The sequence below is a fragment of the Herbaspirillum aquaticum genome, from assembly GCF_002213425.1.
In the GTDB taxonomy this organism is placed as follows: domain Bacteria; phylum Pseudomonadota; class Gammaproteobacteria; order Burkholderiales; family Burkholderiaceae_D; genus Herbaspirillum; species Herbaspirillum aquaticum.
Map to the genome: position 1 here is coordinate 1 of NZ_NJGV01000037.1, position 13,041 is coordinate 13,041.

At 60.9% G+C, this 13,041-nt stretch carries 9 protein-coding genes; 7 read left to right on the plus strand and 2 right to left on the minus strand.

Annotated features, from left to right (window positions below; translation table 11 throughout):
- Window positions 1–62: 62 nt before the first annotated feature.
- Window positions 63–1,037: a LysR family transcriptional regulator gene (locus CEJ45_RS23965; RefSeq protein ID WP_088757496.1), complete on the minus strand. Its 975-nt coding sequence runs from the start codon at window positions 1,035–1,037 to the stop codon at window positions 63–65.
- Window positions 1,038–1,160: 123 nt separating this feature from the next.
- Window positions 1,161–2,228, minus strand: a complete 1,068-nt coding sequence (locus CEJ45_RS23970) for a substrate-binding domain-containing protein (protein WP_088757497.1) — start codon at window positions 2,226–2,228, stop codon at window positions 1,161–1,163.
- 228 nt (window positions 2,229–2,456) lie between these two features.
- Between CEJ45_RS23970 and CEJ45_RS23975 the strand changes: the two genes are divergently transcribed.
- The 7 genes from CEJ45_RS23975 (at window position 2,457) to CEJ45_RS24005 (ending at window position 12,955) form a co-directional block, all read left to right on the plus strand.
- Window positions 2,457–4,103 (plus strand): OFA family MFS transporter, encoded by a 1,647-nt coding sequence (locus tag CEJ45_RS23975; protein WP_088757498.1) that lies wholly within the window; start codon window positions 2,457–2,459, stop codon window positions 4,101–4,103.
- A gap of 498 nt (window positions 4,104–4,601) precedes the next feature.
- The gene (locus tag CEJ45_RS23980; protein ID WP_088757499.1) at window positions 4,602–5,078 is read left to right on the plus strand and encodes a formate dehydrogenase subunit gamma; all 477 of its coding nucleotides are present in this window, start codon (window positions 4,602–4,604) and stop codon (window positions 5,076–5,078) included.
- Window positions 5,078–6,640 (plus strand): formate dehydrogenase beta subunit, encoded by a 1,563-nt coding sequence (locus CEJ45_RS23985; protein ID WP_088757504.1) that lies wholly within the window; start codon window positions 5,078–5,080, stop codon window positions 6,638–6,640. Before CEJ45_RS23980 ends, CEJ45_RS23985 begins: the two co-directional genes overlap by 1 nt.
- A gap of 52 nt (window positions 6,641–6,692) precedes the next feature.
- Window positions 6,693–9,566: a formate dehydrogenase subunit alpha gene (gene fdhF / locus CEJ45_RS23990; RefSeq protein ID WP_088757500.1), complete on the plus strand. Its 2,874-nt coding sequence runs from the start codon at window positions 6,693–6,695 to the stop codon at window positions 9,564–9,566.
- 79 nt (window positions 9,567–9,645) lie between these two features.
- On the plus strand, window positions 9,646–10,488 hold the full coding sequence (gene fdhD / locus CEJ45_RS23995; protein ID WP_088757501.1) for a formate dehydrogenase accessory sulfurtransferase FdhD: 843 nt from the start codon (window positions 9,646–9,648) through the stop codon (window positions 10,486–10,488).
- A 61-nt stretch (window positions 10,489–10,549) separates the two neighbouring features.
- Window positions 10,550–10,777 (plus strand): formate dehydrogenase subunit delta, encoded by a 228-nt coding sequence (locus tag CEJ45_RS24000; RefSeq protein WP_088757502.1) that lies wholly within the window; start codon window positions 10,550–10,552, stop codon window positions 10,775–10,777.
- Between the two features lie 420 nt (window positions 10,778–11,197).
- Window positions 11,198–12,955, plus strand: coding sequence for an ATP-dependent nuclease (locus tag CEJ45_RS24005; protein ID WP_088757503.1), 1,758 nt, complete (start codon window positions 11,198–11,200; stop codon window positions 12,953–12,955).
- Window positions 12,956–13,041 lie beyond the last annotated feature (86 nt).

The window sequence follows — 13,041 nt, forward strand, 5'->3', positions numbered from 1 at the left end:
ACAACGCTTGGCGACCCCTCGCACTCGCACATTTAATGTGAACAGGCCCTAGCGGTGCGGTTTCAACGCCCCTCGAAGCGCAGTCGCACCAGACGTTCCAGCACCTGCGCCACCAGTGCCACCGAGGCATCTTCCGCGTGACGGCGATGCTGCAGCAAGCGCAGCGGTGGCGCCTCCAGTGGCAGCGGCGGGCGCAGGCAGGCCAGCGCCACCGGATGCGCCGCAGTAGCGGCCGGCACGCAATGCATGGGCATGACCGCAATCAGGTCCGAGTCCTGCAACAGGGCCGGGGCCATCAGGAAATTCGGGATCACCAACCCCACGCGTCGACGCAGCCCCTGCATGGCGACCTGCTCGTCCATCATGCGGTTGAGGCTGTCGTGGCAGGCGATCTGCAGGTGCGGATACGCCAGCCAGCGCGCCAGCGTCAGCGAATGGGCGGCCGGATGATCGCGCCGCATGACGGCCACGCAGCGCTCCTGCAGCACTTCGCGCCCGCGCACCTGGCCGCTCGGCGCGGCACTGCCCAGCACCAGGTCGGTCTGGCCGCGTTCCAGGCGGGTGCTGGCGTCGGCGTCGCCCAGCCAGGTCTGGAATTCCAGGTCCAGTGCGGGCGCGGCCGTGGCCAGCTCCTGGTACAGCGCATGCGCCACCACTTGCGCCGGATAGTCCGGCATGAGGATGCGCACGCGCTGCGTCACTGCGGCTTGCGATGACAACTGCTGCGTGGGGCTGGCCGCCGGCGCATCGGCATCGCCGGCCAGCATCTGGCGCACCGTTTCGCGCAGCGCTTGCGCCTTGGCCGTCAGGCGCATCTGCGTGCCGCCGTCTTCGAGCAGCGGATCGCGCAGCAACTGGCGGCATCGTTCCAGTGCACTGGCAGCGGCCGGCAGTGGCAGGCCCACGCGCGCGGCGGCGCGCGCCAGGTGGGCTTCATCGAGGACGGCATCGAGCAGGCGCAGCAGGCGCGCATCCATCCCGGCCAGGGCGGGCAGGACGGGAGACAGGGCGGGGGAAAGGCTTGCAGCGGAATTCATGGCGCAGTGGGGCGGTGGCGGCGAAGGAAAACTGGCCTGCTGCCAGGACGGCAGCAGGCCAGGGGCGCGAGTGTAGCCGCTTGGCCGGCTGCCCACAAGCGGCGCTTGGTGCAGCGTGGCGGTTTAGCCGAACGCTTCCTTGATGGTCTGGATCTTGCCCATGTCGGTGGCGTCATAGCCGGCCAGGTTGTTGACCACCTTGCGGAAACTGTCCGATTGCAGGATGTCGATCACCGAGCGGATCAGCGGATCCTGCAGCGAGGCCGCCGGCAGCGCGAAGAAGTAGCGCTCGCGCACCAGCGGGATGAAGCCCAGCCCGAAGCGTTGCGCCGCCGTCTGCACCCCGAAGCCGACATCGGCCATGCCGCTGGCGATGAAGGCGGCCACCGCCGAGTGGGTGAACTCGGTGTTCTCGAAGCCGTTGATCTTCTTGTGGGCGATGCCGGCGCCATTGAGCATCAGTTCCAGCAGCATGCGCGTGCCCGAACCGGCTTCACGATTGACGAAGCGCAGGTCGCTGCGCGTGAGGTCGGCCAGGCCGCGCAAGCCCTTGGGATTGTCCGGTTCGATGAACAGGCCCTGGTTGCGGATGGCCAGGTGGATCAGGCAATCGCTGCGCTTGTTGAGCCACTTGGCATAGGTGGCGATGGCCGGTTTCTCGAACTCGCCCAGCGGCACGTGGAAGCCCGCCAGGTCGCATTCCTGGCGCGACAGCGCCGCCACGGCATCGGTGCTGTGGCGATAGCGCACTTCCACCGGCAGGCGCGCTTCATTGATCTTGTTGAGCAGCGCCGCCACCGCAAAGCCGTGGCTGGCGTTCAGGCGCACCTTTTCCGATTTGCCTTCCACGGTCTTGCCCAGTTCCACTTCCAGTTCCGAGGCCAGGCTGTCCAGGGTGGGGGACAGGCGCGCCGTCACCAGGCGATCTGCCCACAGCAGCTTGCTGGCGAAATCAGTCAGTGTGGTGCCACGGCCACGCCCGCTTTCGATCAAGGCGTTGCCGAACAGGCGCTCTGCCTCGCGCAACAGGCCCCAGGCATGCCGATAAGAATAGCGAGTCAATTGCGCGGCACGCGCAATCGAGCCGCTCTGCTGGATTGCAGTGAGCAGCGTCAACAAGTTGGCCGTGTCCAGCGCCGCCTCGTTGTCATAGGCGATTTCCCAGTGAGGTTTGATGTGGACTTTGAACATTTATGTGAAAGAAAGCATATTGAAACGGCCGATTATCGGTGATAATTTCGCGTCACTCTGCATAAATGATAGAAAATATATGCGGTGTTGTACATAAATAAATAAATTAAAAGAGAAGGATATCGCCGCAAAGATGGGCCAGTGTCACGATCTGGCCCTACCGGCTTTGCGATGCAATCCTTCCTTCGATTTACCCCATCACACACTCATAAAATATTCGGAGGAATAATGGCTTTCGATTTCCTGAACAAGGAACATACAGTCGCCAAGCCTGGCTTCAATCGCTGGCTGGTACCGCCAGCAGCTCTCGCAATCCACCTTTGCATCGGCATGGCCTACGGTTTCTCCGTGTTCTGGCTGCCGCTGTCCAAGGCCCTGGGCGTGACGGCCCCCATCGCCTGTGGCGCCGATATCGGCTTCTTCGCGCAAGTCTTCTCGTCCACCTGTGACTGGAAGATTTCCATGCTGGGCTGGATGTACACGATGTTCTTCGTCCTCCTGGGCATCTCCGCAGCACTGTGGGGCGGCTGGCTGGAACACGCCGGTCCCCGCAAGGCCGGTGTCGTGGCGGCCATCTGCTGGTGCGGCGGCCTGCTGATCTCGGCCCTGGGCGTGAAGACGCACCAGATCTGGCTGATGTGGCTGGGCTCGGGCGTCATCGGTGGCGTCGGCCTCGGCCTGGGCTACATTTCGCCCGTGTCGACCCTGATCAAGTGGTTCCCTGACCGTCGCGGCATGGCCACCGGTATGGCCATCATGGGCTTCGGCGGTGGCGCCCTGGTCGGCACCCCGCTGGCCGATGCGCTGATGAAGAAGTTTGCCTCCCCCACTTCCGTGGGCGTGTGGGAAACCTTCGTGGTCATGGCCGTGATCTACTTCGTCTTCATGATGGCCGGTGCCTTCGGTTACCGCGTGCCGCCCACCGGCTGGAAGCCGGCTGGCTGGACCCCGCCGGTGGCCAAGTCCTCGGCGACCATGATCACCCAGAACCACGTGCACGTCTCCAAGGTCTGGGGCATTCCCCAGTTCTGGCTGGTGTGGCTGGTGCTCTGCCTGAACGTGTCGGCCGGTATCGGCGTCATCGGCATCGCTTCGCCGATGCTGCAGGAAGTCTTCGGCGGCAAGCTCTTGGGCGTGGACATCGGTTTCAATGACCTGTCGGTCGAGCAGAAGGCCGGTATCGCGGCACTGGCTGCCGGCTTCACGGGCCTGATCTCGCTGTTCAACATCGGTGGCCGTTTCGCCTGGGCTTCGTGCTCGGACTTCTTCGGCCGCAAGATGACCTATGCCATCTTCTTCGTGCTGGGCTTCGTGCTGTACGTGAGCCTGCCGTGGTCGGCCAAGGCCGGCAACATCCCGCTGTTCGTGGGCGCAGTCTGCATCATCCTGTCGATGTATGGCGGCGGCTTCGCGACCGTCCCGGCTTACCTGGCCGACCTGTTCGGCACCCAGATGGTGGGCGCCATCCACGGCCGCCTGCTGACCGCGTGGGCAACCGCCGGCATCCTGGGTCCGGTGGTGGTGAACTACATGCGTGAGTACCAGCTGTCCCTGGGCATGCCCAAGAACGAGGTCTACAACACCACCATGTACATCCTGGCCGGCATGCTGGTGCTGGGCCTGATCTGCAACCTGCTGATCCGCCCGGTCGCGGCCAAGCACTTCATGACGCCGGAAGAACTGGCCCGTGAAAAGCAGCTGGCCCACGAAAAGTCGGCGGCCGACGCAGCCGTCACCGCCGGTTCGGGCGACATGTCGCAGATCGGCAGCGGCGGCAACCCGGTCTTCATCGGCCTGGCCTGGGCGGCCGTTGGCATTCCGCTGATCTGGGGTATCACCCTGGTGCTGCAGAAGTCGGCCGTGCTGTTCCGTTGATTAGGTAAAAGCTAATTGACTGCTTGATTGTTCGGTTACGCAGTTTTGTAAAGAATCAGTCAAGCCATCTCGTATCTCGTATCACCCGCAGGCCGGCTCCACCCGGCCTGCACGCAGGACCGCAGCGGCGAAAGCCGCTGACACAAGCTGCCATGGCCCCGTGAACCAGGGCGGCTTGTGTCAGCGACTATCAAAAAACAGGAGCATGGCCCGTCCCCCGGTAAGGGCAGGCCAGCATCCGCAGTGTTCACACCAACCCATCAAGGCAGGGAGAACATGCAACAACGGAGACAAGCTGGTTCATCTCGCACGGCCGTGCGCGCCCTTCACCGGGGCAGCGTCATGCCGCCGCATTGTTCTTCCCATCCCCTGATCTGCTTTCCCCAGGCTGCACCTCCCTAGGCGCGGCCATTTCCTTTCATTCGTCATTTACGCGGTCCGCAGGAGATCCTCCGGGAGAAGGACAAGGTCCGCATTGAAGCAACACAGGAGGCAACAATGAAGCGGCAACAGGTTTTCGACGTGGAGGCGGTGCGCGGCATCATCGCCGAGCGCAAGGACATGGCCGGTGCCATGCTCCCCATCCTGCACGGTATCCAGGACAAGGTCGGCTACATCCCGGCCGATGCGGTCCCGATGATCGCCAGCGAGCTGAACGTCTCGCGCGCCGAGGTGCATGGCGTGATTTCGTTCTATCACTTCTTCCGCCAGGAACCGGCCGGTCGCCACGTGGTGCAGGTGTGCCGCGCCGAGGCCTGCCAGGCGCGCGGCAGCGAAGCCCTGGCCGAGCACGCGCAGAACGTGCTGGGCTGCGGTTTCCATGAAACCAGCGCCGATGGCCAGTTCACGCTGGAGCCCGTGTATTGCCTGGGCCAGTGCGCCATCGGCCCCAACCTGACCATCGACGACGCGCTGCACGCCCGTGTCGATGCCGACAAATTCAAGCGCCTGATCCAGGCCAAGCGGGAGGCATGATGAGCACGCACGAACCCGTGACCATTTACGTCCCGTGCGACTCCACCGCGCTGGCCCTGGGCGCCAATGAAGTCGCCGCCGCCATCGCCGCCGAAGCGCAACAGCGCGGGCTGTCCATCAAGCTGGTGCGCAACGGCTCGCGCGGCATGTTCTGGCTGGAGCCGCTGGTGGAAGTGGCCACCGCGGCCGGGCGCGTGGCCTATGGGCCGGTGGCGCCCGAGGATGTCAGCGGACTCTTTGATGCGGGCCTGCTCGCCGGAGGCCAGCACAAGCTGCACCTGGGCCTGACTGAAGAAATCGGCTTCCTCAAGAACCAGGAGCGCCTGACCTTCGCGCGGGTCGGCATCATCGATCCGCTCTCGCTGGAGGATTATCTGGCGCATGAAGGTTATGCCGGATTGAAGAATGCGCTGGCCAAGACACCGGAGGCTATCGTCCAGCAGATGATCGATTCCGGCCTGCGCGGCCGCGGCGGGGCGGCCTTCCCGACCGGCATCAAGTGGCAGACCGTGCTGCGCGCACCGGCCTCGCAGAAGTACGTGGTCTGCAATGCCGATGAGGGCGACTCCGGCACCTTCTCGGACCGCATGATCATGGAAGACGATCCCTTCACGCTGATCGAAGGCATGACCATTGCCGCCGTCGCGGTGGGGGCGACCGAGGGCTACGTCTACGTGCGCTCCGAATATCCGCATGCGATTGCCACGATGAACGAAGCCATCGCCATCGCCACCGAACGTGGCTACCTGGGCGATGACATCCTCGGTTCCGGTAGATCTTTCCGTCTGGAAGTGCGCAAGGGTGCCGGGGCCTACATCTGCGGCGAAGAAACCGCCATGCTGGAAAGCCTCGAAGGCAAGCGCGGCGTGGTGCGCGCCAAGCCGCCGCTGCCGGCCATCGAAGGCCTGTTCGGCAAGCCGACCGTGATCAACAACCTGATCTCGCTGGCCTCGGTGCCGGTCATCCTGGCGCGTGGGGCGGACTACTACAAGAACTACGGAGTAGGGCGCTCGCACGGCACGCTGCCATTCCAGCTGGCTGGCAACATCAAGCAAGGCGGCCTGGTGGAGAAGGCGTTCGGCCTGACGCTGCGCCAGCTGCTGGAAGACTTCGGTGGCGGCAGTGCCTCGGGACGTCCGCTTCGCGCGGTGCAGATGGGCGGGCCGCTGGGCGCGTACCTGCCGCCCTCGCAATTCGATACGCCGCTCGACTATGAAGCGTTCGCCGCGATCGGCGCGATGATCGGGCATGGCGGGCTGGTGGCCTTTGATGACAGTGTCGATATGGCCAAACAGGCCCGCTACGCCATGCAATTCTGTGCAGTCGAATCCTGTGGCAAGTGCACCCCTTGCCGCATCGGCTCCACGCGCGGCGTGGAAGTGATCGACAAGATCATCGCCAACCAGGAACGGCCGCAGCAGATCCACCTGTTGAAGAGCCTGTGCGACACCATGGTCAACGGTTCGCTCTGCGCCATGGGCGGCATGACGCCGTTCCCGGTGCTGTCGGCCCTGAACCATTTCCCCGAAGACTTCGGCGCGCCCGGCGAACAGGCAGCCTGACCCCATCAGCGAATCAGCGCACCAGCGCTCATCGAATGCAAGGAGTTGCACCATGAACCAGCTCAACGAAACGGATTACGGCACCCCGGCACGTGCCTCGGAACAGATGGTCACGCTGGAGATCGACGGCGTGGCCGTGACGGTCCCGGCCGGTACCTCGGTCATGCGCGCCTCGGTCGAGGCCGGCATCAACGTCCCCAAACTGTGCGCCACCGATACCCTGGAGCCCTTCGGTTCCTGCCGCCTGTGCCTGGTGGAAATCGAAAAGGATGGCCGCAAGATGAAGGGCTATCCGGCCTCCTGCACCACGCCCTGCGAGCCGGGCATGAAGGTGCAGACGCAGACCCCCAAGCTGGCCGAGATCCGTCGTGGCGTGATGGAACTCTACATCTCCGACCACCCGCTGGATTGCCTGACCTGTCCCACCAACGGCAACTGCGAACTGCAGGACATGGCCGGCGTGGTCGGCCTGCGCGAAGTGCGTTATGGCGACGAGGGCGAGAACCACACCCAGATGAAGAAGGATGAATCCAATCCCTACTTCACCTATGACCCTTCCAAGTGCATTGTCTGCAACCGCTGCGTGCGGGCCTGCGAAGAAACGCAAGGCACCTTTGCCCTGACCATCAATGGCCGCGGCTTCGAGTCGCGCGTGTCGGCCGGGCAGATGGAAGCCTTCATGGAATCCGAATGCGTCTCCTGCGGTGCCTGCGTGGAGGCCTGCCCGACCGCGACCCTGACGGAAAAGACCGTGATCATGCTGGGCCAGGCCGAGCACAGCAAGGTCACCACCTGCGCCTATTGCGGTGTGGGCTGCTCCTTCAAGGCCGAGATGAAAGGCAATGAAGTCGTGCGCATGGTGCCGTACAAGGACGGCAAGGCGAACCAGGGCCACTCCTGCGTCAAGGGCCGCTTCGCCTGGGGCTATGCGACCCACAAGGACCGCATCCTCAACCCCATGATCCGCAAGAGCATCAACGATCCCTGGCGCGAAGTGTCGTGGGAGGAAGCGCTGTCGTACGCGGCCAGCGAGTTCCGCCGCATCCAGGCCAAGCATGGCAAGGATTCCATCGGCGGCATTACCTCTTCCCGCTGCACCAACGAAGAAACCTACCTGGTCCAGAAACTGGTACGTGCCGCGTTCGGCAACAACAACGTCGATACCTGCGCCCGCGTCTGCCACTCGCCGACCGGGTATGGCCTCAAGCAGACGCTGGGTGAATCGGCGGGGACGCAGACCTTCGAATCGGTGATGAAGTCCGACGTCATCCTCATCATGGGCGCCAATCCGGCGGCCGGCCATCCGGTGTTTGCTTCGCAGATCAAGCGCCGCGTGCGCCAGGGGGCCAGGCTGATCGTGATCGATCCGCGCACCACCGAGATGGTCAAGTCGCCGCACCTGAAGGCCGACTATCACCTGAAGCTGCGCCCCGGCACCAACACCGCCATCATCACGGCGCTGGCCCATGTGATCCTCTCCGAAGGCCTGCAGAACGAGTCCTACATCCAGGAACGCTGCGACCTGCAGTCGTACAAGGACTGGAAGCAATTCGTCCTGCGCGAAGACAATTCGCCCGAAGCCATGGCTGCCATCACCGGCGTGCCCGCCGAGATCATCCGTGGCGCGGCCCGCCTGTATGCCACCGGCGGCAATGCTGCGATCTATTACGGCCTGGGTGTGACCGAGCATGCGCAGGGTTCGACCACCGTGATGGGCATCGCCAACCTGGCCATGTGCACCGGCAACGTCGGCCGCGAAGGCGTGGGCGTGAACCCGCTGCGCGGGCAGAACAACGTGCAGGGTTCCTGCGACATGGGTTCCTTCCCGCATGAGCTGCCGGGCTATCGCCACATTTCGGACTCCACCGTGCGCGGCCAGTTTGAACAGGCCTGGGGCGTGACGCTCAATCCGGAGCCGGGCCTGCGCATTCCCAACATGTTCGATGCGGCCCTCGATGGCAGCTTCAAGGGCCTGTATTGCGAAGGGGAAGACATCGTCCAGTCGGACCCGAATACCCAGCACGTAGCGGCGGCCCTGCAGGCCATGGAATGCATCGTGGTGCAGGACCTGTTCCTGAACGAAACGGCCAAGTATGCGCACGTCTTCCTGCCGGGTTCGTCCTTCCTGGAAAAGGATGGCACCTTCACCAACGCCGAGCGCCGCATCTCGCGCGTGCGCAAGGTGATGCCGCCCAAGGCCGGCAAGTCCGACTGGGAAGTCACGGTGGCCCTGGCCGAAGCGCTGGGTTATCCGATGCCGTACAATCACCCCTCGGAAATCATGGACGAGATCGCCGCCCTGACCCCCAGCTTCCATGGTGTGAGCTACGACAAGCTGGAGAAACTCGGCAGCATCCAGTGGCCCTGCAACGAGGCAGCGCCGGAAGGCACGCCCATCATGCACGTGGGCAGCTTCATTCGCGGCAAGGGCAAGTTCATCAACACGCAGTATTTCGCCACCGACGAGAAGGTGACCCAGCGTTACCCGCTGATCCTGACCACCGGCCGCATCCTGTCGCAGTACAACGTGGGTGCGCAGACGCGCCGCACCGAGAACTCGCAATGGCATAGCGAAGACCGGCTGGAAATCCACCCGCACGATGCCGAGGACCGTGGCATCCGCGAGGGCGATTGGGTCGGCGTGGAGTCGCGTGCAGGCCAGACCGTGCTGCGGGCGACGGTGACCGAGAAGGTGCAGCCGGGGGTGGTCTATACCACCTTCCACTTCCCCGAATCGGGTGCCAACGTCATTACCACCGACAACTCCGACTGGGCCACCAACTGCCCCGAGTACAAGGTGACGGCGGTGCAGGTGATGCCGGTGACGCAGCCCTCGCAATGGCAGCAGCACTACGAGCGATTCAACCGTGCGCAGCTCGACCTGCTCAAGGGCGAGGTGCCGGCGGAACCCTTGGTGACGAAGTAAGCGGTACGGGCCCGATGGGCTCGTGCCGGCATGATTTCCGCAGACACGAGCCCAACCCATCCGCATCAGGCAGGACAGCATGAACCCACGCAACAGCAGCAGCCCCCTCATTGACGACACCACCGGCGACTACGCCACCTTCGCCCGCGTGCAAGTGGATCGCTGGCGCGATGGCCAGCGCGAGACGGTCGAGGATGTCGTCGCCGAGGAAGTCCCCATCGCCCTCGAATACAACGGCATCTCGCACGCCGTGATGATGGCCACGCCCGCCGACCTGGAAGATTTTGCGCTGGGCTTCTCGCTCACCGAAGGCATTTTGGCCGCCCCGGGCGAGTTGTATGAATGCGAGATCGTCCCCGGCTGCGAAGGGGTGCAGGTCCAGATGCGCATCGCCACCGAGCGCTTCGTGGCGCTCAAGGAAAAGCGCCGCAACCTCACCGGGCGTACCGGCTGCGGGCTGTGTGGTGCGGAGACGCTGGAGCAGGCGGTGCGGCATCCGCAGGCAGTGCGCGGTGGCGCGGTGTTTTCGGTGGAGCAGGTGCATGCGGCCTTCGAGCAGATGCAGGCCGGGCAGCAATTGCAGCAGGCCACCGGTGCCACGCATGCGGCGGCGTGGATGGATGTTTCCGGCCGCATCGTGCTGGTCCGCGAGGATGTGGGCCGCCACAATGCGCTGGACAAGCTCATTGGCGCGCTGGCAGAAGAGGGTGCCGATTTTGCACAGGGTGCGGCCATCATCACCAGCCGTGCCAGTTACGAGATGGTGCAGAAGGCGGCCACGGTCGGCATCGGGTTCATCGCCGCCGTGTCAGCCCGGACCGCCTTGGCGATTCGGCTGGCCGACGAGACGGATGTGACGCTGCTGGGCTTCGTGCGCAAGCAGGGCCACGTGGTGTATGCGCGGCCGCATCGCTTGCGGTGAGCCGGCGGCGCGGATGAAGAGTTGACGGACAATCGATGAACAGAGCAGGAGGAGACGCATCATGAATACCGAACACCTGGTCAAGATGGCCAACCAGATTGGCAGTTTCTTTTCCACCATGCCGGACCGCGACCAGGCCATGGCCGACCTGGCCTCGCACCTCAAGCGCTTCTGGGAGCCGCGCATGCGCAAGGCCTTCCTGGCGCATATCGAGAAGACCCAGGGAGAGGGCGTGGATGCCATCGTGCTGGAGGCGGTGAACCGGCATATGCAGCAGTTGGCGGTGTAGGGCTGCTGCCTGCTTGTGACTTCGAGGAAACCGCTCAGTTGGATGAGCGGTTTTTTTTCGTTGGTGGGATGCGAGTGCCGATAAGCAAACCAGTTTGCCAGCTTAGATCACTTCGTTCCGCATAAAAATACAGCCGGGTACTCCGGAGTTATTTTTAGATTGGCGGGATGGTCTCATCTCGAACATGTCGTGCTTCTCGCGAATATGGACAGTGCCTTCATGATCTGCACCACTTCTTACGGATGAACTGAGGAATCAGTTACTGCATAGGATTTAAAGCAGAACATAATTTCAGTGAATAAGCCGTCACTGTCATTACAACAATTTGATTCTCACGTGATATAAATTCAATCTAGAAAACAAAAAGAACAGTCGCAGTAATAGTTTCCTCTTAGAAATAATAAATAGGAGAAAGGATTTATGCGCGTGGCCAGAGTCGATATTAAAAACTTCCGGGGGATTCAAAATGCGACTCTCCTCTTGCCGAAACATGGCGTATTTATCGGGGATAACAACACAGGAAAGACGACTGTTCTAGAAGCACTTGATTTGACTTTAGGACCTGACCGGCTGAATCGATTCCCGCCTATAGACGAACACGATTTCTTCCAGGGTAAGTATTTACCGATTCCCGCAACAGAAGCGGTACAGGACCTGCCGCCAAACGAAACTCAAACCGAAATTACGCCTACGATCAAAGATGAAATCCCGGCACCCAAAATTGAAATAGAGGTGGCCGTCGTTGATCTAAACAATGAGCAGAAAGCCAGATTCTGGAACTACATAGAATTCTGGGATTCATCGGCAGATAACTTTCATGCCGAAAAAAATCTGGCTGGAGTCGATGAGCAACACATAATAGAAGCGCTTCGAATTACATTCCATGGTTGGTATGACATCGAAGAAGACGATTTCCAAGGAAAAACGTATTTCACGCGCAGCTTGCTTGAAGAAGAAAAGCCAACTCAATTCACGAAGAAGGATAAGCAATTATGTGGCTTCTTATATCTCAGATCCGTTAGAACCGGATCTCGAGCATTAAGCCTTGAGCATGGCAGCCTTCTCGATATCATCCTTCGCTTGAAGGAAGTCCGTCCGCAAATGTGGGAGGACACCATACGCACTCTATCACCCACGAACGTTGCAGAAAAACCAGATCTTGGCCTGTCCCCAGTGCTGGAAAGCATCAACACCGCGCTCAAGAAATACGTGCCTCGCGAGTGGGGCATTGAACCCCACCTGAAAATCTCTAACCTTACCCGCGAGCATTTAAGGAAAATTATTACAGCGTTTATCGCGACTGGAACAGGATCGCATGCGGCACCGTTTTATCGACAAGGAACCGGCACCATAAATATGCTCGTGCTCGCATTGTTATCACAGATAGCGGAAGGAAAGCAAAACGTGATATTTGCGATGGAAGAGCCCGAGACGGCCATTCCCCCCTATGCACAAAAGCGAATAGTTCACGAAGTCAGAAATCTAGCGGCACAAGCAATTTTCACATCTCATTCCCCTTATGTATTAGAGGAATTTTCTCTTGACGAAACCGTCGTTCTGTCGAGAGACCACAACGGCTCACTGAAACAACAGGCCATCAATCTACCGGATAACGTAAAACTCAAACGGTACCGCCAAGAGTTTCGCACCAGATTTTGCGAAGGTTTGCTGGCGAGGCGCATTTTGATCGCTGAGGGATCAACTGAAAGCAGCACATTTCCTACCGCCTTTCGACGGCTTGCAGAGTTAAATCCAGCAAAATACTCATCACTTGAGGCTCTGGGAATCTGCACATTAGATGCCGGAAGTGAAACCAACATACCTGGAATGGCAAAACTCTATCGAGAAGTAGGAAAGCGAACTTTCGCCTTCTGCGATAAACAAGATGCCAAAAACAAAGCGCTAATTGAAGAACAAGTCGAACTTCTTTTTATGCACAACGAGAAAGGTATTGAAAACTTAGTCATTAACGGAACAACTGAAGAGGCTCTCAAAAGGTTCGCTGATCTTCTCGATTGGCCGCAGCATCTTGCACAAAAATATCCTGTGCCTAAGCAATCCGTCGTCGCTGCTATAAAAGACTATTTTCTCTGGGCTAAGGGAAATTGGGGGATTTCCGATTTCATAGCTCAATGCGGTGAGCAGGAAATTCCTTTGTGGATTCGTGAGGCAGCGTAAAGTGGACCCCGAATTTGAGACACTGATTTAAGCTGTCGTCCTGGAAGGGATGACGAGAATGAGTGAAGCAAAGAAGAAGCGAAATA